The organism is Psychrobacter pygoscelis, from assembly GCF_004335015.1.
Taxonomy (GTDB): domain Bacteria; phylum Pseudomonadota; class Gammaproteobacteria; order Pseudomonadales; family Moraxellaceae; genus Psychrobacter; species Psychrobacter pygoscelis.
The window spans coordinates 1,049,358-1,074,084 of sequence record NZ_RQRU01000001.1 but is presented as its reverse complement, the minus strand read 5'-3'; the positions used below and the strand labels follow the sequence as shown (position 1 = coordinate 1,074,084).

Here is a 24,727-nt window from a genome sequence, read left to right as displayed (position 1 = left end):
ACATCCCATACGTTACAAGCGCTAAGAGGCCAATAGTGAATCACCAAATGTCAGCAAAATTCATGGCTTCGGCCTTGACTGCTAGTATGATCGCCATCAGTAGCACTGCTTATGCCGAGCAAACGCTTAATTCTGTCGCTGTGGTGCAAACGACGCCGAGTACCACTCAGATGCGCTTAGGCTTTGAGGGGACCCCCGTCATACCAAAAGCCTATCAGCTTGATGACCCTAGCCGATTGGTACTAGACTTCAATGACGTTAGAGATGGGCTAAGTCAGCGCTTTAAAGAGTACCATGTCGGTATGGTGAATGATCTGACAACCTTAAGTAATGATAGTACCACTCGCTTAATTGTCGGTTTAAAGCGCAATGGTGACTATACCAGTGCCGTTCAAGGTAATGAGTTGCTCCTGACGATGACTGACCCACAGGCTGCTCCTTCCCCTGTTACCCCTGTTGAGCCAGTGATTGCCACACCTATCGTCACGCCAATCGAGGAGGCACCGAAGGCGTCGAGTACGCAGGCTAATAAGACTGCGAAAGACACCCCTCCTGAGACTATGGTGGTGCGGGTTAATCCGTTATTAAACCCCTCGCTAGCAGCTTCCACGACCGGGAGCCAGTATAGCTATGATGCTATTAATGCATTAAATTATGCCGGAGCAGGGGCTGGTGGCAATATCAGCATTGACTTAACCAATGATGCATTACCAGTAGATGTTCAGCGTCAGGGTAATAGGCTTGTCATAAGAATTACGGGCGCGACGATACCACAGCGATTGCTACGCCGATTGGCGGTGAATGGCAGCCTTGTCGATAGCATCGATACCAAAAATCAGGGTCAAAACGGTGTTATCACGATTAACCTATCTGGCGACTATGACTATCAGGCTTTTCAGTCGGGCAGTCAGCTGAACATTAGTATTAAGGAGCCTGAACTACTACGTGAGCCAACTCTAGAAGAGAAACAATACTCTGGCGAGCCACTATCGATGGAATTTCAAGATGTTGAGATTCGCAGTGTCCTAGATATCTTGGCTCAGTTTACGGAGCTAAATATTGTTGCTAGTGACTCAGTAAACGGTAACATTACCCTAAGACTGATTAATGTACCTTGGGATCAAGCCTTAGACATTATCCTTAAAAGTAAAAATTTAGCCAAACGAGAAAATGGTAATGTTATTTTGGTAGCACCGGCAGCGGAACTGGCTGAGCAAGAAGCCAAAGAACTAGAGGCTCAGCAGGCAGTAGAAGCCTTTATGCCATTAAGGACAGAGTATATCCGCTTGAACTATGCTCGAGCGCAAGATATCTTAAACTTAATCTCGCAGGGTCGCGGCTCTAACTCTGGCAATAGCAATGCGCAAGATAGTGGTAGCCTACTGTCAAGTCGCGGTACGGTAACGATCGATGAGCGTACCAATACCTTGATCGTCAAAGATGTGTCCGAGAGTATTCAAAATATTCATGAGCTGGTTGAGAAGATCGATATCCCAGTGCGTCAAGTCATGATTGAAGCGAGGATTGTCAGTGCTTCAGACAACTTTAGTAAAGAGCTGGGGGTGCGCTGGGGAATCTTATCTAACGGCGCCGCGAATAACCGAAACCTATTGGTGGGTGGTAGCAACCAGACCTTATGGGACTTAAAAGACTTTAATGTTCAAACCACTACGATCAATGGTCAGACAGTCTCTTATCCAAACTATGATATTAGCCGACCTGATAATTTAAACGTGGATCTTGGCGTCGCTAATCCAGCAGGTCGAATCGCTTTTGGTCTACTTAGCATGTCAGATATGATGTTAGATTTAGAGTTGTCTGCTATGCAAGCGGACAACCGCGGTGAGGTCATCTCCACGCCTAAAGTGCTGACAGCAGATAAGCAGACAGCAAGAGTCTCATCAGGAACGCAGATTCCTTATCAAGAAGCGTCGGCTAGTGGCGCAACGTCAACCAGCTTTAGAGAGGCTGCATTGAGCCTTGAGGCCACGCCGAACATTACGCCAGATGGTAAAATTGGTTTAGCACTGAATATTACTAATGGTACACCGACGGTTATCAATGGCTCGGTTGCTATTGCTGAGGACTCTATCAATACCAATGTTATTGTGGAAGATGGTCAGACAGTAGTGTTGGGTGGTATCTTTAAAAATCAGATATCTAATGGGGTCAGTAAAGTACCATTCTTAGGAGATTTGCCTTATATTGGCCGCGCGTTTAGAAACAATCGCCAAACCAACGATAAGCAAGAGCTGCTTATCTTTATCACGCCAAAACTCATCAATGATGGCATCAGCCGACTGAACTAATCTAAGTGAGGTACAGCTCAACCAAAAGCAAGCGTTATCGCTTGCTTTTTTAAGCTTTAATTATCAGCGACTTTTGATTTATAGTACCCTATAGCTGACTGACAAATCAAAGCATGACTAGCCTTCAAAAGTTGGACATTGTATGATGGGCAATTTATTTGAGTAAAAACTATGTGGCAAGAGTTACCTTCGGTATTTTTGGTGGGTCCAATGGGCGCAGGCAAAACGACCGTGGGCCGGTTATTAGCAAAGCACTTGCAGCGCGAGTTTGTAGATAGCGACTGGTTTGTTGAAGCACAAACGGGCGCCGATATTGCGTGGATATTCGATAAAGAAGGCGAGGATGGCTTTCGCGAGCGCGAGACGAAGGCACTAGATGAGCTGACCTTGCGCCCTGGTATTGTTATGGCAACTGGTGGCGGTGCTGTGATGCGCAGTATCAATCGCCATATGCTTAAAGAGCGTGGCATTGTTGTCTATCTGAATGCCCCAGTGGACGTGCAGATGGCTCGAACGGCAAAAGATAAATCGCGGCCATTACTTCAGCAGCCAAACCCGAGGCAGGTCCTACAGAAGCTTTATGCGCTTAGGGACCCGCTGTATCGTGAAGTGGCAGATATCATTCTACCCACAGGCCACACCTATCCTCGGCACATGGTCACTGAGCTGATTGAGCAGTTAAAGCCTTTGGCAAGCTGTAATACGAATAACCAGTCTGAGCATACAAATGCTGTCAGCAATAGCACAGAGCTAGGTGTGGGCGGCCTTGATGATGGTGGTTCTATTGGCAATAGCTTCCATCATGAAGACTAGCTTAAAGGGTGATCTTGTTTGCAACCAGTCAGTCATCTGTCTTAAGCTTGACTCTCTATTCATTGCTTTATCTATCTATTTTTATTCTACACCTATTTTACAACATCTATTTCACAAGATCGTAAATAACGAAGGATACTGTCATGCTAGCTCAAGGGTTAACCGTTCATACGCATTCTCATGACTACCCCATTGTTATAAGCCGCCAGACCGATATGGCGGCGCAAATAACGCCTTATATCAAGGGCAATCAAGTCTTGATTGTTACCAATGATACAGTCGCGCCTTTATATTTACAGCCTCTAAAACAGGATCTTGAGCAGCAGTTCACGGTAGCGGTCTGTATTTTGCCAGACGGCGAAGCGTTTAAGACGCAAGATAGTATCAACCAAATTTATGATGTACTGATGGATGAGCACTTTAGCCGTGATGTAACGCTAGTGGCTTTAGGTGGCGGTGTGATTGGTGATATGACCGGCTTTGCCGCAGCCAGCTTTATGCGCGGGGTGAATTTTATTCAAATTCCTACTACTTTATTGGCCCAAGTAGACTCTAGCGTAGGTGGCAAGACAGGCATTAATCATATTAAGGGTAAAAATATGATTGGCGCCTTTTGGCAGCCACAGATGGTATTGGCAGATATGGCCACACTGCAAACTCTGCCCAAAAGAGAACTATCGGCCGGTATGGCAGAGGTTATAAAGTATGCCCTAATCATGGATATAGACTTCTTAAGCTGGCTTGAGGCCAATATGGCAGCGATGATGCGTCTGGATTTGACATTGATTGGTGAAGCGGTAAAACGCTGCTGCGAATTTAAGGCACAGGTGGTAGCCGAAGATGAGCGTGAAGCGGGCAGGCGAGCTTTATTGAACTTTGGTCATACTTTTGGTCACGTGATTGAGACCCATGAGGGTTATGGCAAATGGCTACATGGTGAGGCTGTTGCTGCTGGTATGGTGCAGGCCGCTAAGCTATCGCAGCGTCTTGGTTGGATAAGTATTGCCGATGTCCAGCGTATCGAGCGATTATTGCTAGCCGCTGAGCTGCCTATCCTACCACCGCCTATAGCGCTCAATACTGCGCTTGAGCTGATGAGCCATGATAAAAAAGTCAAAGGCGGTCAGATTCGACTTATCCTTTTAAAGTCGCTTGGGGAAGCTTTGGTGACGGATGATTTTTCGCCGCAACTATTGCACTCAGTATTGACTGATAATAGCCCTAAGCTTGGGAGTGGAAGTGAGTATGATCACGCTCCTGAAAATGGGTCTGAGCATGGTTAAAACGGATTTATAACGTAGTTAGACTATGAAATTTTAGTAGTAGTTTAACAGTAACGCAGTCCGAGTAGCAGTACTACTGCCATTTCTTAATAGGCAATAATAGCTCGTGAATTAATAATAGCTCATAAATTAACAGTAGTCCTGTGCCAATTAATAGTAGTCCTGTACCATGGTTGGCGCTTACTCGATATGATTTACTGATAGTAGTGAGCTGGTTGTCTAGGATAATAGGTTACCTGCGATTCTCTACCTTGCTTTGGTTGAGATAGCGAGTAAACTATATCTCGATACTTTGTCACAAAAGGGTTCTTAACAACAGGATTCTTAATAGTAAGGCTCTTAGCAACAGCGCTATCAGTAACAAATCCTCAAAATACTCATTGAATCTCATAGGCTACTCTGCACATTTTTGATATAAAGCTGGTGTAGTACTAAATCTCATTAAGGAAATATCATGGCCGCCATAAGCCCTTCTTCTCGCCCTGCTACTAAGGCGTATCGCCGGTATGCGTTGATTTGGCTATTGATGACCTTATTGCTTGGTGTTGTGACAGCCTTGGTTTGGATGTTTGCCAAGACACCAGCAGCTCACGCTCAGATAGAGAATGAGCCGATTACTGCCAATGCAAGCGCTGCTAGCGATATCGTGCAACCGACCAAAATCGAATCGCTACACGAGCTAGATGCCGACGTCCAGCCTATCGACTTTTCGGCGATGGTACGTGACTTACGCGACTATCCTGACGAGTTTAAAGATAAGAGTTTCTTAATTGCTAATAAGGGCAAATGGACCGTTCAAGTGATGAATGTGGCTGAAAATGATGTGATCGTTGACTACCTATTAGGGCGTGAAGATCGCAGTAAGTTTGCCTACTTCCGTTACCGAGATGATAATAATCAGCTTCGTTATATGCTGACCTATGGGATTATGAGTAGTGCCCAAGAAGCGAATGGCGCTGCCAAGCTTATTGACTTTGGACTGCCGCCCAATGTTCGGGTTATTCCTGAAGAGTTCAATCGCTATGTCAATATTATTGACAGTTATGAGTTGGCTGCACCCGTCGTAGACTTGGATACTAAGCGCAATCGCAAGGTAAATCTGCAACCGACTCGCCGTGAAGTCCCCGTTCGTAGAAGAGCTGCGCCAACAAGCTCACAGGATAATAATGAATCAAATAACGACTTGAGTAATTCTAGTGCTGATAATTCGACTAACAGTCGCTCAGATAATGATCAGGTCTCAGCCAGCGCCAATAATAATCAGAGCATTCGCCAATCAGGAGATGCTTCTAAAACATTAGTCGTCAATGAGCAGCGAGTGGTCAATGATGATACCTCTAGAAGTGATAGTTCAAGCAGTCAATCAACGGTAGACAATAGTGGTGGCAGCTCTGCAAACAATAAGGCGACGGATAAAAAATCGACTGCAGACAGCTCAGTAGCCAATAAAAAAGAACCAGCTCCTAAAGCCGAGAGCAATAATAAGAATCAAGCCAAAGGCGGCAATAATAAAGAGAGCAATAATAATGCAGCCGCAACGGGTACTGACCCTATCAAGGCGCTAATCGAAGAGAAAAGCAACTAAAAGTCGCTAGAAACGAGTGATAATCAAATGGACACCCATAATGTCTTTGGCTGGTCTCAGGGTATCATTGGCCTAAAATAGCTGCTATTGCATACTAATAGTGGAGAATATGGTAGTAAATAAGACTGGATTTTTTCGCAGGCATTGTCTAATATGACTATGGGTGATGTTCAGTAGATTTATGGTAAGTATTTCGTTTAGTTATAATGATAAGCATTTATAACATTGACCACTTGTGGTAATTCACTCTGGTTTGTTTTGAGCTGCTAGGTTTTAATTACCAAAGTTTGACCACTCGGATTCTTATTCGTTAGCGTTTTAACCAACGGCTCAGTCATGAGACGAATAACACTGGGCTTGTATATCGCCAAATTTAGGACGATATCTTTATCATTAGACCCGTAGACTTATCTGACACCTTCGCTAGATTCTTGACCCGGTAAAAAGCATGACGCATCGGCCATCGCTAACCTAGCGTAGTTGAACCATACAACAGCTTAATCTGCCTTTTTGTCAAAGCTGAGAAATCCTGCTTCGAAGATTATGCTTCTGTTACCAGCCAGACTACGAATAAGGTGCTAATCGGTCTACTCTGTACCGTTATTAATATCAGCTTGTACAGTTGTATCCATAAATTTGCTCAATACTCTACCCACTAGCCCGTTCTAACTGCGATCTAGATAACTCACACCCAATGCTGGTGGGTTATCTGGCGGCCCACTAAAAAGGACAAGCGATGTCAATGATTTCTAAGCACCAGCATCTAGCCACTCCGGAAGACTTTTCTGACAACTGTGGATTTGGTTTAATTGCCCATATTGAGGGTATTGCTAGCCATGATTTGGTCAAGACGGCTATTCATAGCCTAAGTTGTATGACCCATCGAGGCGGCGTCGCTGCTGACGGTAAGACAGGCGATGGTTGTGGCTTACTATTGGCTAAGCCTGAAGCATTTTTTCGCGCTATCGCCGCAGAACTTGAGTTTGATTTGGCAGATAACTTTGCAGTAGGAACGGTGTTCGTCAATGACGATGCACAGATAGCTGCCCACAGCCAAGCGGTCTTGAATGAAGAGATTGCAGCTCAAGGGTTAAGTGTTGCAGGTTGGCGCGACGTACCAGTAGATTTAGATATCGTTGGTGAGATTGGCCGCGAGACTTTACCAGACTTCAAGCAAATCATGGTGAATGCTGATGATGATCTAAGTGCCGAAGCTTTTAACCGTAAACTATTCGTCGCGCGCAAAAAAGCAGAGCAACGTCTTAGTGATGATCCATTATTCTATGTGACATCTATCAACTGTCAGACCTTAATCTATAAAGGTTTGGTCATGCCATCAGACTTACCAGCCTTTTTCTTAGATCTACAAGATGAGCGCCTGAAGTCGCATATTGTCGTCTTCCATCAGCGTTTCTCAACCAATACTTTGCCGCGCTGGCCCTTGGCGCAGCCGTTTCGTTATCTGGCTCACAATGGTGAGCTAAACACCATTACGGGTAACCGCAACTGGTCCGTCGCCCGAACCCCTAAGTTTAAGTCGGATAAACTGCCAGAGCTTAGTGAGCTACACCCGTTGGTTAATCGTACAGGCTCTGACTCTTCTAGTCTCGATAATATGCTTGAGGTGCTACTCTCTGGTGGGATGAGCTTGTTCCATGCTATGTCTATTCTGGTGCCGCCAGCTTGGCAGAATGTCGACAGTATGGACATGGATCTTCGCGCATTTTATGAGTTTTATTCACAGCATATGGAAGCTTGGGACGGTCCGGCAGGATTAGTGATCCAAGATGGTCGCTATGCGGTCTGTATGCTTGATCGTAATGGTCTGCGGCCCTCACGGTGGGTCACGACTAAGAATGGCTACATCACTGTGGCGTCCGAGGTCGGAGTTTGGGACTACGAGCCAAAAGATGTCTTGGCAAAAGGCCGAGTCGGTCCCGGTCAAATGTTAGTGGTCGATACCTTAACGGGTCAAATCCTTGATACCAAAGCCATTGCAACGTTACTGAAGAAGGCGCACCCGTATCGTAAGTGGCTGCGTGAGGAAGCCACTCGAGTCCGTGATAATGAACGCCTAGAAGAGCAGCTAGCGGAGAAGGCTATCAAAGGTGAGCCGCTAAAAGCGCTACAAAAGATGTTCAACATCACCAATGAAGAGCGTACCGAGATTATTCGGCCAAATGCTGAGAATGGTCAAGAGCCTGTTGGTTCCATGGGTGATGATACACCTATGGCCGTCTTGTCTAAGCAAGTCCGTCATGTGGCTGACTTCTTCCGCCAGCAATTCGCGCAGGTGACCAATCCGCCGATTGATCCGTTACGTGAATCAATCGTCATGTCACTACAAACCTGTCTTGGCGCTGAGACTAATGTCTTTAAGCCAACCTCTAGAGATGCCCATCGTATTGTCTTAGCCTCACCAGTCTTGTCAGCCAGTAAGATGGCACAGTTAGAGACGCTAGACGATCCTTTATTTGAATCAGTGCGCATCGACCTAAACTACGATATCAATACCCCGCTTGAAGACGCCATCAAAGCTATCTGTCAGCAAGTTCAAGCCCAAATTCGTGCTGGCAAAACCCTCATTATCTTGTCTGACAAGGCGATTGAAGCGGGTAAAGTACCTGCGAATGCTATTTTAGTAACCGGTGCGGTTCATCATTATCTGATCGAACAAGGCCTACGAACCGATGCTAACCTAATCATTGAGACGGGGCTGGCTCGTGACTCGCATCAAGTAGCGGTGTTGATCGGCTTTGGGGCCACCTGCGTCTATCCTTACCTGGCCTACGACGTCATTGAAGACTTGGTCGCTACTGGCGAGCTACTCGGCGATCCGATTCAAGCTCGAGTTAACTTTAGAAAGGGTCTGGATAAGGGCCTATTAAAAATCTTATCAAAAATGGGCATCTCAACCATCGTCTCTTATCGCGGCGCGCAGTTGTTTGAAGCGGTCGGGCTATCAGAAGAAATCGTTAATTTATGCTTTAAAGGGGTGCAAAGCCGAATCAAAGGTGCACGCTTTAGCGATTTAGCTGCAGACCAAGCTATATTAGCTGCTAATGCCTTTAAGCGCCGTGTCCCAATTGATCAAGGCGGCTTACTAAAGTTCGTCTTCAACAAAGAATACCATGCCTTTAACCCCGATGTGATTCGAACGCTACATACAGCCGTGCGGACGGGTAACTACGACAATTATCGCGAGTATGCCAACTTGGTCAATACCAGACCGATTGCTACCTTACGTGACTTGCTACAACTTAAAGCGGACCAAGGCATCGATATTGAAGAAGTCGAAGGTATTGAGAAGATCTTACCGCGCTTTGACTCAGCGGGTATGTCGCTTGGTGCTTTGTCACCAGAAGCTCATGAATCAATCGCGATGGCAATGAATACCATTGGCGGTCGCTCAAACTCTGGTGAGGGCGGCGAAGACCCAGTGCGCTACGGTACAATGCGTAACTCTAAGATCAAACAGGTCGCCTCAGGACGCTTTGGTGTAACACCCGCGTACCTACGATCCGCACAGGTCATGCAGATTAAAGTTGCCCAAGGGGCCAAGCCTGGTGAAGGTGGTCAGCTACCTGGTGGTAAGGTAAATGCGCTAATTGCTCGCCTGCGTTACTCAGTACCAGGTGTGACCTTGATTTCACCGCCACCGCATCATGATATCTATTCTATTGAAGATTTAGCGCAGCTTATCTTTGATCTAAAACAAGTCAATCCAGAAGCGCTAGTATCGGTTAAGCTGGTGTCGCGTCCAGGTGTGGGAACGATTGCAACTGGCGTTGCCAAGGCTTATGCCGACCTTATTACCATCTCAGGCTATGATGGTGGTACAGCGGCTTCGCCACTATCCTCAATCCATCATGCTGGCTCACCTTGGGAGCTGGGGCTGGCTGAGGCGCATCAGTCTCTTCGAGTCAATGGTCTTCGCGATAAAGTCCGTATCCAAACAGATGGTGGCCTCAAGACTGGTCTTGATGTGGTAAAAGCTGCGATATTGGGGGCAGAGAGTTTCGGCTTTGGTACTACTCCGATGATCGCAGTAGGCTGTAAATATTTAAGAATCTGCCACCTGAATAACTGTCCAACAGGTGTGGCTACGCAAAAGGCTCAGCTTCGTGATGAGCATTTCATTGGTGAAGCAGAGATGCTCATTAACTTCTTTAAGTTTGTGGCCACTGAGACTCGCGAATGGCTAGCTGTGCTAGGGGTTCGCACTATGGAAGAGCTGGTCGGTCGTACTGACCTGCTGGAGGTCATTGATGGCTATACTGAGAAGCAGCGTCATCTTGATCTCTCACCATTATTATTCAGTCATCCAGCCAGTGTCGGTAAAGCTCAGACCTGTCAAGTTGAGCGTAATACGCCATTTGATAAAGGGCTGCTGGCTGAGCAGATGATTACCGATATGATTAAGCCGATTCGTCAAGGTACAGGCGGTGACTTTAGCTATTACATTGGTAACTGTGACCGCTCTATTGGTGCACGCATCTCTGGCGAGATTGCTCAAGTATGGGGTAACCTTGGTATGAGCGATAAGCCTATTCGTCTGCATCTGACGGGTACGGCAGGTCAAAGCTTGGGCGTTTGGAATGCCGGTGGTCTAAATATCGAGCTTGAAGGCGATGCCAATGACTATGTGGGTAAAGGTATGGCAGGTGGCGAGATCGTTATTTATCCACCTAAGGACTCTGTTTTTGCTACTCAAGAGACCGCTATCATCGGTAATACCTGCCTATATGGAGCGACGGGCGGCAAGCTTTATGCTGCTGGTACAGCAGGTGAGCGCTTTGGTGTTCGTAATTCCGGCGTCCATGCTGTCATTGAAGGAACAGGGGATCACTGCTGTGAGTATATGACAGGCGGCGTGATTACTGTATTGGGCCGCACAGGTCTGAACTTTGGCGCGGGTATGACCGGTGGTTTTGCTTATGTACTAGACCTAGAGGGTGACTTCTTTGATCGCTGTAATCATGAGCTTATCGACCTCAATAGAATCTCGAATGAGCAGACCGAGGAGCACCGGATTTACTTACAGCAGATCATTGAGACGCACGTGGAGAAGACAGGTAGTGCTTGGGGGCAGATTATCTTAGCCGACTTTGAGCATTACGCACGTAAGTTCTATTTGGTCAAACCAAAAGCGGCCAATATTGCCTCGTTGCTCAAGAGTACTATGGCAGACCCGCAGTAAGAGCTTGAGGATTGGCTATGAGACGTCCCGAATAGTGATAGTTGAACCACAAAGTTCATATGACGATGAGGGCGCATAGCCAAGCAAGCAACAAGACATTTTCGCGGTTTAAGACTGGCAAGGTAGTTAGTGTCAGTTCGGTCTTAGGCGCAGTTAACAGATAACCCTCACGGCAGGTGTGTGGCAGGAGAGCAATCAAGAATTGAGCGATTAGCGCTCATCGCTGAGACAATATTGGCGATTGAGGATGAATATCCTACTAGGGTATGGGTACTAGTAGAGCATACGCTATTAATCGCTTCTTTTTTGGCCCAAATGGCAGCCGCAAATATTAGGTCGCTAAGATAATCCCCCTGACCACCGCTCACTTTAGGAGAAAATATCGAGATGGCAAAACGCTTACACAACAATTTTCAGTTTTTAGACGTGCCGCGGATGGAGCCAACCAAAAAAGATGTGGTCACTCGGGCGACTGAATTTGTCGAGATTTACCAACCCTTTGATCGCGACTCAGTCGCACAGCAGTCGCATCGTTGCCTAGAATGTGGTAATCCATATTGTGAGTGGAAGTGTCCGGTTCATAACTATATTCCCAACTGGTTGAAGCTTGCCACTGAAGGTCAGATATTTCAAGCGGCTGAGCTGTGTCATCGAACCAATACCTTACCAGAGGTTTGCGGCCGTGTTTGCCCTCAAGATCGTCTGTGTGAGGGTGCCTGTACCCTAAACGATGGCTTTGGTGCAGTGACCATTGGTAATGTCGAAAAGTACATTAACGATACCGCATTTGCCCTTGGCTGGCGACCAGATATGTCTGATGTCGTTTGGACCGATAAAAAAGTAGCCATTATCGGTGCTGGACCCGCTGGCCTTGGCTGTGCCGATATCTTGGTTCGTAACGGTGTCAAGCCTGTGGTCTTTGATAAGCGTCCTGAGATCGGCGGCCTTCTCACCTTTGGTATCCCCGAATTTAAGATGGAAAAAGATGTCATGCGCAATCGCCGTGAGGTGTTTGAAGGCATGGGTATTGAGTTTCGCTTAAATACAGAAGTCGGTACAGATATAAGCATCGATGAGCTGATGGCAGAATACGATGCGGTGTTTATGGGTATGGGGACTTATACCTATATGCGTGGCGGCTACGCTGGTGAAGAGCTGGACGGGGTGTACGATGCGCTCGACTTTTTAATCGCTAATGTCAATCGCTGTAATGATTGGGAAAAAGACCCAAGCGAGTATATCGACCTTAAAGGCAAAAAAGTCGTGGTGCTCGGTGGTGGTGATACCGCTATGGACTGTAACCGAACCAGTATCCGCCAAGGGGCTGAGCAGGTCGTCTGTGCTTATCGCCGTGATGAAGAGAATATGCCAGGCTCGCGCCGTGAGGTAGTTAATGCGCGCGAAGAGGGGGTGGAGTTTTTATTCAATCGTCAACCTACTGAGATTATAGGTCTAAATGGTAAGGTAACTGGCGTTAAAGTGGTCACCACTCAGCTGGGCAAGCCAGATAATCGTGGTCGCCGCCGCCCTGAGCCGGTCCCGAATTCAGAAGAGATTATCGAATGTGATGCGGTCATTATGGCTTTTGGTTTCCGCCCAAGTCCTGCCGACTGGTTTGAGTCTCAGCAGATAGAGATGGATAATGCCGGCCGAGTGGTAGCACCAGAGCAGCAAGAATTTAAGTTCCAGACCAACAATCCCAAGGTCTTTGCCGGTGGCGATATGGTCCGAGGATCAGACTTGGTAGTGACGGCGATTTGGGAAGGTCGTGAGGCTGCGAAGGGTATATTGGACTTCTTAGATGTCTAATTTTACAATAGTGATTTAGCCCCTATAAATAACGCCTTCTAAGCTTAGAGGGCGTTATTTTTTTGTTTCGACAGAGTTTAAAGTCTTAATCATATGCACTTACGTTATTGTAACTATTAAAGCTACTAAAGTTAATAAGGAAGCTTATATGGCTACCGAGTTACCCTCGCTCGATAAAGCAAAACTACCACTCAATCGTGCAACCTCCCTATACCCACGAGCTAACTTATATCGCGTTGATAGCCAACTATATCGTAGTGAGCAGCTTCACGCCTGCGAGTCACACCTACTGACGACTTATGGGATAGATGCCATTATTAATCTACGATTTTTTGATCGTAATGACAATGAAGCACATCTAAAAACGCTTCATAATATTGAGTTATATAATCATCCGCTGATGACTTGGTATGTCTCTCCTAAGCGGTTGGCTGCTATACTGTGGCATATTGAGCAGCTGCATAGTGCGCAAAAATCGGTCTTAGTGCACTGCTATCATGGCTCAGATCGCACTGGAATTGTCGTCGCTATGTACCGGATTATCTATCAGCGTTGGTCGATTGAGGCTGCCAAAGCTGAGATGGTGGATGGGGAATATGGCTTCCATAGTTTTTGGATTAACCTTGTAAGTCTACTAGACGATAAAGAGGTAAACGAGGTAAAGCGTGAGTTGGCACATCTGCGTCCGTAGCTACTTAACGCCGATGATGCGGCGATGCTATCCAATATTACATTAAGCAATCATTGATAAGTTAATTATGAATAAACCGTTGTGGCAGCAAATAATTGCACCATTTATTGAGCCTTACGCCCGCTATCATCATGCCAATATTCTGCATGCCATACGTATTGGTGTGGCGGTAGTTACGGCCTTACTTATTAATAGAATAACGCAGTTGCCCCATGGTGAATGGACGGCAATGACCGTCTTTGTGATCTTGGGGTTATTACAATACCAAGGCGCAATTTATGCCAAAGCAAAAGAACGAGTTTTAGGTACGATATTAGGCATCATTATCGGCTTAGTCTTACTGTGGCTTAGTCATGGTCTCGGAGGGTATCTGTGGCTGTATTATCTGCTCATTGGTCTTATTAGTGGCATGATTGGTTACTTTGCAATTCGCCAACTCGGCTATATGGGGATGCTCACAGGGCTTACCATGTGTATGATCATATCGAGTACCAGCAGCATTGGAGAGGACGGGATGTTTCGTGCTTTGAATGTGTTGATAGGTACTCTAGTGGCTGTCGCTGCGACCTTAATATTGCCACTCAAGTCGACACTGATGTGGCGTTTTTTACTTGCTAATAATCTTGATGCCTGTGCCGAGATTTATACCAAAGTTGCTACCCCGTTGAACCTCAGAGACAAGATAGTCTTATCAAAAGAAGACGAAGCGCGCGGTCACTTGATCTCATCACCATATCAGCCAATGACCACAGAACCGCCAAGATTACAGTCGTTAAACTCAGGACCATTATTCAACTCCTCAATGATGATGAATCTGGAGAATGAATTAGAAACTGAGCAATTAGCAGCCATTGCTGAAGAGGTCATCTTAAAGCTTAAAAAGATTAATAAGCGTCTGCTGGCCAGTCGTCCTCACCTTGCTCCTACTGCTAGGGAGTCGGGGATAGACCAGCAAACGCTGGAGAGTATCCAGAGAACCCATCGTAATATCATTGGTACCATTGACTTGCTGATGACCTCAGCTTATCAGCTGGCAAGCAAGCAGATTGACTCGGAAAATCGAGAGTTGCTGCTGCATTATCAACACGAGCTAACCCAAGCCATGGGCCATATGGCGGCGGTACTCAGAAGCCCAAGTGATGAAGTGTTTAGACCCATTACCCGAATACAAGTATCTGCCTATCCAAGTACGCAAGCTCTAAGCTTTGAGTGGCAAGGCTACTTCTGGCTCACCCAGAACTTGCAGTCACAGCTTCAAAGCTTAAGCGACCTGTTGCAGCAGACCAAGCCCAAGTGGTTTGCTGCCTCTGGACTTCGCTATCAACGCCGTGAGCAGCGCCGCATCAATGCTCAAGGTGGTGAGAGTGATATAGATGTTTAGGGCGAATTTGATAGGCCGTAAATAGACCCTAATAGCAGAAGAGACAGCTTGGATATGATGGGTCAAGTAGGTGTGATGATTTTAATGTGTTGCGATTTTTTGAGCGTATCGGCTACGGTGGTCATCGATAGGTCTATTTAGCTGAGGTGGTTATGGCGGTCTGCTCAGTTTCAAGCTGTTTACTACGCTCTAGCAGCTTGTTCCAGTAGAACTCATAAATCTTCAGGGCGTCTGCGCTAATAGCAGTATGCAGTTCAGCATTATTAAACTGCTCCTGAGTAGGATAGATGGTGGTGTTAGCGATCTCACTGGGCGTCATAAATAGCCGTGCCCCTAAGTTTGGAGTCGCGTACCCCGTTTGGCGGCTGATAATTCGCGCGTTTTCTGAGCGTAATATAAAATTAATAAAGCGGTAAGCTGCCTCAATATTTTGAGCATTCTTGGGAATGACCAGACTGTCAATCCATAGTATGGCACCCTCACTAGGATACTTATAGGTAAGATAATCCATACCCTGTTTTTGAGCCAACATAATCTCACCGCTCCAAATCATACCGATATCAGCGCGATCTGTCATATAGCCGGAACGGCTAAACTCTGACTCCATAACCGCGACATTAGGAAGCAGCTTAAGTAACTTCTCATAAGCCTGTCTGATCTCTTCTGGATTTTCACTATTGATTGAGTAGCCGAGCGACAGCAGTGCCATACCGAATACTTCACGCATATCGTTGGATAGCAAGAGTCGCCCCTTAAATTCAGGTCGCCATAAGTCTTGCCACCGGTTCACTGTATTAGGATCAATCGCTTGTGAATCGATTGCTATCCCTGTTGTACCCCAGAGATAGGGAATAGAGTAGTTATTATTTGGATCAATAAAGGTATCTAGGGTTTTTGGGTTTAATTGTGAAAAGTTATTCAGTTTAGACTTATCGATAGGGTGTAATAAGTCTTCGTGACGCATTCTGTCTACAAAATAACTAGAAGGTATGACCAAATCGTAGGGGGCTTGGTTGCCAGTTGAAGTATCAGATACACTGCGAGCTGAATTAGCTACCGACTGAGTAATTCGGTTATACATCTGCTCATTGGAATCATAAGTATCATAGATGACCTCAATGCCTGTCTCTTTTTCAAAGTTATCTATAATCTGCTGCGGCATGTACTCTACCCAATTATAGATCCGTAGTATTGGCCGCTGCGTTTGAGCGTCGTTATCGGCTTCAAAGTTAACCGGTTGGCAGGCAGTGAGTAACAAGCTCAAACTTAGTGATAATAAGGAGGTAATGGTGATATTAAAGCGCGTAAAAAATAAGGATAGGGCAGCTGGTCTCATAAATATTGAAAGCATAAAAAGTGACACAAACAGTAATATAGCGATAAATGACAACGGTGGAGGGATTAAGGAGATAACTTCTAATCACGAACGACCAGAGTGGCTAATTAATGGTCGACTGATATAGGATTGTGGTTAGTGGCTAAGTTAATAGCTGTTTAATGACAATTTTGCTGACAGACGCCTATAAACTAGACTTAAATAACTGTCAGCTGATTTTTTGTCTAAAAGTTAAGGTCACAGGCTAATAAGCTTATGACCTTAATCAGTACTACTCATTAATGACAAACTAATCAGTTTGCTGCTCTACTTGACCACTCAACTATGAGTTAAAAAGCCAGAAATAAAGAAGTCTTTACATCAATAAATGGTTTTAGCAAGTAGCTTAGTCTGAGTAAGTCGTTAAGTAGCTAAATAGATTAGCGGTTGGCTTTTAGCTTGTCCCAATACTGCTGATAAATGCGCAGCGCCTCATCGCCCACATCCTCTTGAAATTCAGATTTTGCGAGTATTGAGGTATCAGGATAGATAGCAGGGTTGTTTTTTATCTCATCTGGCATCTGCTCACGGGCAGCTTTATTAGGTGTAGCATAGCCGATTTCATCACTGATAATTTGCGCATTTTCGGGACGCAAGATATAGTCAATGAATTTAAGAGCAGCGTCAGTATGGGCAGCATTCTTAGGAATGACAAAGTTATCCATCCATAAGATTGCACCTTCGCGAGGGTATTTGTATTGAAGACTGGTTAGCCCTTCATCATTGGCCATGACGGCTTCGCCATTCCAAATCATCCCCACATTGGTCTCGCCCTCGATATAGGGCATTCTTGCAGCGTCAGAGTTGAAGGTTTTTACGCCAGGCATAAGCTTGGTTAGCTTGTCATAAGCGGCCTTAATCTCATTAGGGTCGGTGCTATTTCCAGAGTATCCAAGCGACATAAGCGCCATGCCAAATACTTCACGCATATCATTGGTCAGCATCACTTGACCAGCGAAATCTGGTTGCCATAGGTCGCTCCAGCTATTCACACTAGCGGGATCGACAACGTCGCCATTAATAGCCAGCCCAGTACTGCCCCAAAGATAAGGAATAGAGTATTTATTCTCAGGATCAACCTTGGTATTCAAAAAAGAGGTATCAAGATTATTAAAGTTGGTTAGCTTAGATTTATCGATTTCTTGTAGTAGCCCTTGCTTAGCCATCTTCTCGACATAATAGGTGGAAGGTACGGCTAGGTCATATTGGCTTGAGTCGTCCAATAGTTTCAGTTTGGCGTACATCGCTTCATTCGAATCAAAGGTCGTATAGTTAACCTCGATGCCAGTCTCTTCTTCAAAGCCGTCGATGATTTGCTGCGGCATATATTCCGACCAATTGTATAGATTAAGTGTCTCACCGGTTGCTGTCGCAGTGTCGCCATCCGCAGTCTCTGTTTTACTACAGCCGCTAAGGGCAGCTGCTGATAGGGCGAAAGTGGCACTCAAGCTGACAGTGAGTATGGTACGGAACAATGGCGGTACGCCTTTATAAGATAAAGATGGACTTGGCAATGTTGGTCTCCTAAATCAAAGAAAAATAACCATACCGATAAAACGGATTTAGCTGTATTGTAAATGATAGGTATCAAGTAGGGTCTCGGCCTATAAGGCCTTATAGCTGCGCGGATAGTATAGCAAAGCTAAAAAGACACATTGTATCATTATAATAGGGAATGTTTTCCGTTTATCCTATTATTCATAATGAAGTGACCAAGAAATATGACAGTTAACAGGATTAAAAGCAAATAAATAAGAGTTAAGCGGCAATTGATATTTAAGTTTTTGTTATGACGAGTGTTTTGTTAGCAGTTAATACTAGGAGTTTAGCACTCAATAAATAACTTTAGTTCAAACTATTGAGTATATGACCTAGCTTGCCGATACCTCTTGATAACCTCGCGATACGCTGAACTAACTGACCTTATACTCAGTCTATGTAGGGTAAGCGGTATAATAGCGGTCATAGTTTTAATAAGTGAACTTTTGATGAGTTTGCTTTTGATAAGTAGAGAAAAGACAACATGAGTAGCGCTAGAGTATTTGCAATAACTACGGCCATACTTGGCCTCATAGGGCTTGTGGCATTATTCACTGCGGGTACCCCTACGCCGCTTTTAGGGCGTCCCTTCGAAGCGTTTCAAGGGCTGGCATTTACTGCTGGCTGGTTGACGGGAGTTCCTGCTTGGTTGGCTTATCTACTGTCTGCGCTAGTCTTCGCTATCGTTGCTTGGATTTGCTATAAGCTTGGAAGCGCCATTGGGCGAATGCTCAGTCGTTTGGCTTAGTTGTTTTAAGCAGCTTAATCAATTTAACCGCCAGCTAATGATCTTGATGGCCTAACTAGAATCATTTGATATGAGCTATTTTGCAGACAAACAACAACGCATTAATGATTTCCTTAGGCGCGCCAACCAAGTCCTCCCCGAGGACAATCCGCTTTATTTCAGCGGCCACTATATAACAGGTCAGACTAAAAACCCTGACATTTTGTTTATCGGTATTAACCCAGGTCATCGACAATGGCATAATCTGCCTGCGCGTAAAGCCAATACTAGGTTAGTGCCTTATCAGTCCCAACCTTGCAAATATATCGAAGAGCTGCAACTGGGCAATCGCTTTGCCAAGCGGGTATTGGACATCGCTTGCGGCGGTGACTTAAGTAAACTTGAGCACTGTGCGGAGACCAGTCTGCTGTCGTATTTTGCCAGCCCTACTGAAAGCGTCGTCAAAGCACAAATTAAAAAGCTGCCCAAAGACATGCAAGCCGAACACCGCGAGCTGACCCATTTGGACTTTGCCGCTATCAATCCCAAGCATATCGTCTGTATTGGCTGGCGAACCTTTGATGAGTTTATCAAGCGGTATCACCCCAAGCTTGATAGTCGCACAGAGATCACTAGCAAGCAGCTACCCATTGCTATCAATGGTACGGGCAAAGATGTCAAGATGATGGACTATTATGCGCGGACTGAAATTGATGGTATTCCAGTTCATGGGGTGAGGCACTTTTCTACACCGCTTAGCCGAGCCATGCTAGATGATATGAAGGCGATATTTCGGGGTGTTTGGGAGGAGATGAAAACTAATTAACCGCTGCATTAATGACCGCCTCTAGAGACCAAGCTCGTATTGATGCGCTTATTAATATTTTGCACCATGGCGTCGTGCCAATTCACCAAACTTTGGCTTATTACCCGCCTTATTGGTCTAGTGATTATAAGTATGTCAGGGTTTGCGCTTTACCAGCTTTATATAGACTTGCAGCAGTATTGGTTTTACTCCCTAATCCCATTTCTATTTATGCTTGGTCTTGGGTTAGTGATTTATCTGGTTAATAAGCAGGAAAACTTACATCTTGATGGTGTGACACAGATGCCATTGAAGGATACACCTTTGGGGTTTGAGCTGTGTTTATTGGTCGGTGCTGGCCTTAGCGTAGCGATGTTATTGGCGTTTGAGATGGTTTTTAAGTTGAGTTAATTTATAAATAAAAAGCCCTTTTCATGCTTAAATTTTCAAGAGTTATAGGGGAGGTCCTGAACACAGTTATGATTCAGGATAAAGGACGGTTAGTGCATCCAAAAAGTGACTTTTATTTGGGTTGAGCATATTAAAGCTTCTATCACCATTATCTTCATTTTCTATGGCAATATCAAAATTACCCTTATCGAGTTCTTTTAATAACCAAACTAAGCATTCAGCTAAACTTAAAGCGACTACGATTTTACGCTCTTCATCTCAACCAAAGTTGATGACCTGTCCTACCGTACCTAGAGAGTCTGGCTCTAAATCTATACCAAGGAAATTACCACCATGGTCATGGGCAAAAGGGAGCCAAAAAGGGTTGATAGAAAGTTTTTTGACGTGACCATCAGGTATAGAAGACATCACGTCACGCATGGAGTTAAGCTCATCTTCTTCTAACTCATCCACTATTTTTTGCCATAAATTTAAATAATAAAGTATTTTCTGAGTAGGCATAAAAGTTAGACCATACCAAGGTCAAGTAGCTGCATTATCTGCCTGCCCATTATGCCATTGATACAATGCTACAAAGTCTTGTGGTCGAGGCTTGCCTATTTTTTCTTCTAGATGTTTGATCTCAGCTAAGGTTGCAGGAGGGTTTAAAAACTCCCATAGCTAAAGCTTGATGAGGTTTTATTATTCCCTTTCACTACATAATCTTGCACTTAGTTTAGTATCGACCATATCTGATTTTGACAAGTCTCGAGTGCGATACTCATCGTCGTTAGCATTAGCGGAATTGAAGGTGGCTAATACATCAATAAATGATGCCGATGGCGCTATTTTGGCAAATATTTTTTGTGAATGCGTGGTGATGGTTTGATTGTTACAGTCAATAATCTGCATCGCACTGGTATAAGGCTCATAAAGTGGCATCGAATAAGTTGTTACACTACTTTGCGGTAAAGTACTGGTCCTCATGGGAAGTTGATAGCGGCCATTGGCTAATGCTTCAACGTTATGAAAATCGACATAAATATCAAAATCATCGATCGGATCATATTCATTGACCAATTGCCATTCAGCGAAGCTTACGCTCGATACCAGTGAGCTTACCAATAATAAAATCAAGTGTTTCATTCAGTCACTTCAATCCCACTCACATTCTGAAAGCCTCTCGGCAGCTGTGAGCCACGATTGCCGCGTTTGCCTGTATAGTTGGCCAAGTCCATCGGTTTTAGCGTCACATGACGTTTGCCTGCTGTCACCGTCAAGCTATCATCATGATGGAGGGAGGCGACTGCAATGACCTCTTCATCGTCTTTTAGATTAATCAGCTTATTACCTTTTCCGCGCGCCTGTTCCGGCAGCTCATCAATCGGGAAGATGAGCAGATAGCCTGCGGAAGTCACCACAGCGATTTGGTCTTGCGCTACTTTGGCTTGTTCGCCCTCGACCTTAACATCAATACTAGCCACAGTTAATAGACGCGCATCATCAGCGAAGTTGATGATATTTTTACCGGCCTTTTGATTGGTATCAAGATTGCCTAGGGTATTGATAAAGCCATAACCCTGCGAGCTGGCAAGGATGATTTTTTGCTCATTGTCACCAGCGAGCAACTGCTCAAACTTTGCGCCTGCCGCAGGTTTTAGTACGCTAGTGAGCGGATCGCCTTGACCACGCGCTGAGGCGAGGGTATGGGCATCGATGCTATAGCTACGGCCGGTACTGTCCATGATGTAAATCTTCTCATTGGACTTGCCGTGAACGTGTGCTTGATAGCTGTCACCAGAGCGATAACTCATGCCAGCGGCGTCAACGTCATGGCCCTTGGCCGCGCGAATCCAGCCCGCCTGTGACAAGATAGCAGTGATAGGCTCGCTTGGTACTAAGTCAGACTCCTTGAGCGCTGTGGCTTCCTCACGCTCGACAATAGGTGACATACGCTCATTACCATGCTCTTTCATATCACTTGTTAGCTCATCAATCATGAGACTGGTGAGGCTATCAGGGTTGTCGAGCAGCTCTTGCAGGGTAGCACGTTCAGCATTTAACGCATCGCGCTCGCTTTTTAGCTCAATCTCTTGCAGCTTGGCCAGTTGGCGCAGGCGAATATCAAGGATAGCATTGGCCTGAATTTCGCTGAGATCATAGCTGTCCACGAGGACGGCTTTAGGGTCATCTTCTTCACGGATGATACGGATGACCTCGTCAATATGTAGGTAAGCGATGAGCAGTCCTGCCAAGATATGCAAACGCTTGTCGATTTTATCGAGTCGATAAAGGGTGCGACGCGTTACCACAGCGCGGCGACTGACCAGCCACTCTTCTAGGATTTGTTTGAGGTTTTTGGCTTGCGGTCTGCCATCTAGCCCGATCATATTCATATTGACACGGTAGTTACTTTCAAGATCAGTACTGGCAAACAGGTGACTCATCACCCGATCGACATCGACGCGGCTTGAGCGCATCTCTAGCACGATTCGGCAAGCGTTCTCATGATCAGACTCGTCGTGAATATCCGTCACCCACGGTAGTTTTTTGTCCGTCATCAGCTTGGCAATCTGCTCTTGGATCTTATTACCAGAGACCTGATGCGGTAGGGCATCAATGATGACCAGATTCTTCTCTTTTTTATCGACGTGATAGACCGCGCGCATCTTATAGCTACCACGGCCGGTCTCATACAAGGCTTGTAGATCTTTTTTGGAAGTAATGATTTCGGCTTTGGTCGGTAGGTCGGGCGCTGGGATAGACTGGGTCAACTGCTTGACTGAAAGCTCAGGGTTTTTAAGCAAACGAATAGCCGCGCGCACCACCTCGTTGAGGTTGTGTGACGGAATATCCGTCGCCATACCGACTGCGATACCTGTCGTACCGTTCAATAGGATGTTGGGCAGCCGTGCAGGCAAGGTCACCGGCTCTTGCATCGAGCCATCAAAGTTATCCTGCCAATCGACCGTACCTTGACCCAGCTCAGTGAGCAAGGTATTGGCATAGGCCGACATCTTGGCCTCGGTATAGCGCATCGCAGCGAAAGACTTCGGATCATCAGGACTACCCCAGTTACCTTGACCGGTGATCAGCGGATAGCGATAGCTAAATGGCTGCGCCATCAGTACCATCGCCTCGTAGCAAGCGCTGTCACCATGTGGGTGGTATTTACCCAGTACGTCACCGACGGTTCGTGCAGATTTTTTGGGCTTGGAGGTAGACTTCAGTCCCAGCTCACTCATGGCGTAGACGATTCGGCGCTGAACGGGCTTTAGACCATCTGCGATATGCGGTAGCGCGCGGTCCATGATGACGTACATGGCATAGTTGAGATAGGCCTGCTCGGTGAACTCCGCAACGGAGCGGGTGTCCATAGGTTCGCTGGCGAGCAGCTCGGTAGCATCAGGGGTGGTGACATCAGACATAACAATAAGTTTCGCTATAATTATTAAAACAAAAAAGTGGCATTATTAGACAATATTAAATCAAGGATATGGTGCGTTTTTAAGCTTTCATTGGCTTTGTAGTCATGGTTGCTATTAACAGTAGATTCGTATTAACAGTAAGCTGGTATTGCTTGTATTCAAAGTAGGTCTGTATCCATAAAAAGGACAAACCGAATAAAGGGAATAAGATAGCGTATCGTAAAGGATATTGCGTCAATAAAAAAGTAGGCAGCGATGATAGACGACAGAATATGACGTGCGGCTGGTTTTGTACGATCCCATGTTGGTCGATTTTAAGGGGGTTTATCTACTTAAGTTTGGATGAAGTGACACAGCTCTATCACTCCTTCATAGTAACTATGACGGACGTTCCGTCACTTATGTGCTAGTTACGGCTGACTTTAAGCCGAACAAGCACTTAACTGGACTTGCAAATGGAGTATGTTTTATATAAAACATAAGTTGGTAAATTTAAACTTGTGAGTAACCATACTAATAAAAGGTGGGAGACTCATCCACACTAGGATATACCCACTGCTTAACAAATAAAGAGCGATCTAATAGCGTTGGTCTCAGTAAACAACCATGATGAGAGTTATTGAGCATAACCATTGGTACGGGGCTACTGTTTCGTGCGTGTCGCACGCGGTAAAGTAGTAGTTCTGTAATGAGAAGGTCAGCGAGTAAGTTATAGTCGAGTCTAAATAAAATAGAGTTATCGCAATACGGTGCGCAACTGGTATAAATTTTTCTGACTTGCTGCGGGCATGTCGACAGAGGCTGCAAAAAATTCATCCCAGTACCGCTGTAGCGTTTTTATCATGAACTTACTATAGCGAACTGCAGGTCTCTTAAGCTGAGAGTTCGCCTATTGTCGTGATTGCGCCAATGGTAATGGATGTTGCTGCTCTCGGTAGTTACAGTAGAGTGCCGGTAATACCCCAGGCAAAGAGCCGACCGAGACAATAAAATCGTTAAGCTCGGTATTAAGGTTAATAATGGCTGGACTAAAAAGTGGTAATAAAACACTACCACTCGCCAATCTAGTCTTTTTGATCGACAGGTCAGGCGTCATGGATAGCCGTGATAAGTTGCTGCTCGCGCAGGCTGCGCTCAAGCTATTGACCCAGCAGATACGCGCTCAAGACATCATCAGTATCCTGACTTACTCAGAGAGTACGGACGTTGTGCTGCCGACCACTTCGTGTAATGAGAAAAATAAAAAGCTTAATAAATTCAGAAGCTTTACCTAGCTCAGCAGCCTACTTATATAATCTATTGAGTAATTTACAAATAATAGTGTATTTTAACAGTAGTAATGGCATTCATTTTAGGGGATTATTTTAATTCGCTGCCTTTCTAGTTATACTA

17 protein-coding genes and 1 pseudogene are annotated in these 24,727 nt (G+C 45.4%); 12 read left to right on the top strand and 6 right to left on the bottom strand.

Annotation, left to right across the window (positions count from 1 at the left end):
* Nucleotides 1-47 precede the first annotated feature (47 nt).
* The 5 genes and pseudogenes from EGV92_RS04210 (at nucleotide 48) to gltB (ending at nucleotide 11,190) form a co-directional block, all read left to right on the top strand.
* Nucleotides 48-2,309 carry a type IV pilus secretin PilQ gene (locus EGV92_RS04210; RefSeq protein ID WP_242678595.1) on the top strand — a complete coding sequence of 754 codons (2,262 nt, stop codon included), beginning with the start codon at nucleotides 48-50 and terminating at the stop codon, nucleotides 2,307-2,309.
* Nucleotides 2,310-2,480: 171 nt separating this feature from the next.
* Nucleotides 2,481-2,990: pseudogene (gene aroK / locus EGV92_RS04205) on the top strand (shikimate kinase AroK); the annotation flags it as partial.
* 275 nt (nucleotides 2,991-3,265) lie between these two features.
* The gene (gene aroB, locus EGV92_RS04200) at nucleotides 3,266-4,405 is read left to right on the top strand and encodes a 3-dehydroquinate synthase (RefSeq protein ID WP_131667932.1); all 1,140 of its coding nucleotides are present in this window, start codon (nucleotides 3,266-3,268) and stop codon (nucleotides 4,403-4,405) included.
* A 454-nt stretch (nucleotides 4,406-4,859) separates the two neighbouring features.
* The gene (locus tag EGV92_RS04195) at nucleotides 4,860-5,990 is read left to right on the top strand and encodes a hypothetical protein (protein ID WP_131667931.1); all 1,131 of its coding nucleotides are present in this window, start codon (nucleotides 4,860-4,862) and stop codon (nucleotides 5,988-5,990) included.
* A gap of 736 nt (nucleotides 5,991-6,726) precedes the next feature.
* Nucleotides 6,727-11,190 (top strand): glutamate synthase large subunit, encoded by a 4,464-nt coding sequence (gene gltB, locus EGV92_RS04190; protein ID WP_131667930.1) that lies wholly within the window; start codon nucleotides 6,727-6,729, stop codon nucleotides 11,188-11,190.
* A 167-nt stretch (nucleotides 11,191-11,357) separates the two neighbouring features.
* Here gltB and EGV92_RS04185 read toward each other — a convergent pair whose 3' ends face one another.
* A complete protein-coding gene (locus EGV92_RS04185) occupies nucleotides 11,358-11,597 on the bottom strand; it encodes a hypothetical protein (protein ID WP_131667929.1) in 240 nt (79 codons plus the stop codon).
* On the opposite strand from EGV92_RS04185, the gene EGV92_RS04180 reads away from it, so the two are divergent.
* The 3 genes from EGV92_RS04180 to EGV92_RS04170 all read left to right on the top strand — a co-directional run bounded on the left by EGV92_RS04180 (nucleotide 11,578) and on the right by EGV92_RS04170 (nucleotide 15,071).
* Entirely contained in the window at nucleotides 11,578-12,999 is a 1,422-nt protein-coding gene (locus tag EGV92_RS04180; protein ID WP_131667928.1) for a glutamate synthase subunit beta, read from the top strand. The genes EGV92_RS04185 and EGV92_RS04180 overlap by 20 nt on opposite strands.
* Before the next feature lie 148 nt (nucleotides 13,000-13,147).
* The gene (locus EGV92_RS04175) at nucleotides 13,148-13,690 is read left to right on the top strand and encodes a dual specificity protein phosphatase family protein (RefSeq protein ID WP_131667927.1); all 543 of its coding nucleotides are present in this window, start codon (nucleotides 13,148-13,150) and stop codon (nucleotides 13,688-13,690) included.
* A 67-nt stretch (nucleotides 13,691-13,757) separates the two neighbouring features.
* On the top strand, nucleotides 13,758-15,071 hold the full coding sequence (locus tag EGV92_RS04170; RefSeq protein WP_131667926.1) for an FUSC family protein: 1,314 nt from the start codon (nucleotides 13,758-13,760) through the stop codon (nucleotides 15,069-15,071).
* Between the two features lie 133 nt (nucleotides 15,072-15,204).
* On the opposite strand, the gene EGV92_RS04165 is transcribed toward EGV92_RS04170, so the two are convergent.
* Complete coding sequence (locus tag EGV92_RS04165) at nucleotides 15,205-16,407, bottom strand: extracellular solute-binding protein (RefSeq protein ID WP_165525557.1); 1,203 nt, start codon at nucleotides 16,405-16,407, stop codon at nucleotides 15,205-15,207.
* Nucleotides 16,408-16,826: 419 nt separating this feature from the next.
* Nucleotides 16,827-17,960, bottom strand: coding sequence for an ABC transporter substrate-binding protein (locus EGV92_RS04160; RefSeq protein WP_242678594.1), 1,134 nt, complete (start codon nucleotides 17,958-17,960; stop codon nucleotides 16,827-16,829).
* Nucleotides 17,961-18,469: 509 nt separating this feature from the next.
* Between EGV92_RS04160 and EGV92_RS04155 the strand changes: the two genes are divergently transcribed.
* The 3 genes from EGV92_RS04155 to EGV92_RS04145 all read left to right on the top strand — a co-directional run bounded on the left by EGV92_RS04155 (nucleotide 18,470) and on the right by EGV92_RS04145 (nucleotide 19,928).
* On the top strand, nucleotides 18,470-18,733 hold the full coding sequence (locus EGV92_RS04155; RefSeq protein WP_131667924.1) for a hypothetical protein: 264 nt from the start codon (nucleotides 18,470-18,472) through the stop codon (nucleotides 18,731-18,733).
* Nucleotides 18,734-18,803: 70 nt separating this feature from the next.
* Nucleotides 18,804-19,538 (top strand): hypothetical protein, encoded by a 735-nt coding sequence (locus EGV92_RS04150; RefSeq protein WP_131667923.1) that lies wholly within the window; start codon nucleotides 18,804-18,806, stop codon nucleotides 19,536-19,538.
* Nucleotides 19,539-19,670: 132 nt separating this feature from the next.
* Nucleotides 19,671-19,928 carry a hypothetical protein gene (locus EGV92_RS04145; protein ID WP_131667922.1) on the top strand — a complete coding sequence of 86 codons (258 nt, stop codon included), beginning with the start codon at nucleotides 19,671-19,673 and terminating at the stop codon, nucleotides 19,926-19,928.
* Nucleotides 19,929-20,186: 258 nt separating this feature from the next.
* Here EGV92_RS04145 and EGV92_RS04140 read toward each other — a convergent pair whose 3' ends face one another.
* The 3 genes from EGV92_RS04140 to parC form a co-directional block, all read right to left on the bottom strand.
* Nucleotides 20,187-20,429 (bottom strand): SMI1/KNR4 family protein, encoded by a 243-nt coding sequence (locus EGV92_RS04140; RefSeq protein ID WP_131667921.1) that lies wholly within the window; start codon nucleotides 20,427-20,429, stop codon nucleotides 20,187-20,189.
* Nucleotides 20,430-20,609: 180 nt separating this feature from the next.
* Nucleotides 20,610-21,053 carry a hypothetical protein gene (locus EGV92_RS04135; protein ID WP_131667920.1) on the bottom strand — a complete coding sequence of 148 codons (444 nt, stop codon included), beginning with the start codon at nucleotides 21,051-21,053 and terminating at the stop codon, nucleotides 20,610-20,612.
* On the bottom strand, nucleotides 21,050-23,335 hold the full coding sequence (gene parC, locus EGV92_RS04130; protein ID WP_131667919.1) for a DNA topoisomerase IV subunit A: 2,286 nt from the start codon (nucleotides 23,333-23,335) through the stop codon (nucleotides 21,050-21,052). The genes EGV92_RS04135 and parC overlap by 4 nt, the downstream gene beginning before the upstream one ends.
* A 1,019-nt stretch (nucleotides 23,336-24,354) precedes the next feature.
* Between parC and EGV92_RS04125 the strand changes: the two genes are divergently transcribed.
* Nucleotides 24,355-24,609: a VWA domain-containing protein gene (locus EGV92_RS04125; protein WP_131667918.1), complete on the top strand. Its 255-nt coding sequence runs from the start codon at nucleotides 24,355-24,357 to the stop codon at nucleotides 24,607-24,609.
* Nucleotides 24,610-24,727 lie beyond the last annotated feature (118 nt).

Excerpts from the sequence above, each read along its gene's own strand:
- EGV92_RS04210 (WP_242678595.1), top strand. The coding sequence starts at position 48 with ATGTCAGCAAAATTCATGGCTTCGGCCTTGACTGCTAGTATGATCGCC.
- aroB (WP_131667932.1), top strand. The coding sequence starts at position 3,266 with ATGCTAGCTCAAGGGTTAACCGTTCATACGCATTCTCATGACTACCCC.
- EGV92_RS04195 (WP_131667931.1), top strand. The coding sequence starts at position 4,860 with ATGGCCGCCATAAGCCCTTCTTCTCGCCCTGCTACTAAGGCGTATCGC.
- gltB (WP_131667930.1), top strand. The coding sequence starts at position 6,727 with ATGTCAATGATTTCTAAGCACCAGCATCTAGCCACTCCGGAAGACTTT.
- EGV92_RS04180 (WP_131667928.1), top strand. The coding sequence starts at position 11,578 with ATGGCAAAACGCTTACACAACAATTTTCAGTTTTTAGACGTGCCGCGG.
- EGV92_RS04175 (WP_131667927.1), top strand. The coding sequence starts at position 13,148 with ATGGCTACCGAGTTACCCTCGCTCGATAAAGCAAAACTACCACTCAAT.
- EGV92_RS04170 (WP_131667926.1), top strand. The coding sequence starts at position 13,758 with ATGAATAAACCGTTGTGGCAGCAAATAATTGCACCATTTATTGAGCCT.
- EGV92_RS04165 (WP_165525557.1), bottom strand. The coding sequence starts at position 16,407 with ATGAGACCAGCTGCCCTATCCTTATTTTTTACGCGCTTTAATATCACC.
- EGV92_RS04155 (WP_131667924.1), top strand. The coding sequence starts at position 18,470 with ATGAGTAGCGCTAGAGTATTTGCAATAACTACGGCCATACTTGGCCTC.
- EGV92_RS04150 (WP_131667923.1), top strand. The coding sequence starts at position 18,804 with ATGAGCTATTTTGCAGACAAACAACAACGCATTAATGATTTCCTTAGG.
- EGV92_RS04145 (WP_131667922.1), top strand. The coding sequence starts at position 19,671 with ATGTCAGGGTTTGCGCTTTACCAGCTTTATATAGACTTGCAGCAGTAT.
- EGV92_RS04140 (WP_131667921.1), bottom strand. The coding sequence starts at position 20,429 with ATGCCTACTCAGAAAATACTTTATTATTTAAATTTATGGCAAAAAATA.
- EGV92_RS04135 (WP_131667920.1), bottom strand. The coding sequence starts at position 21,053 with ATGAAACACTTGATTTTATTATTGGTAAGCTCACTGGTATCGAGCGTA.
- parC (WP_131667919.1), bottom strand. The coding sequence starts at position 23,335 with ATGTCTGATGTCACCACCCCTGATGCTACCGAGCTGCTCGCCAGCGAA.
- EGV92_RS04125 (WP_131667918.1), top strand. The coding sequence starts at position 24,355 with ATGGCTGGACTAAAAAGTGGTAATAAAACACTACCACTCGCCAATCTA.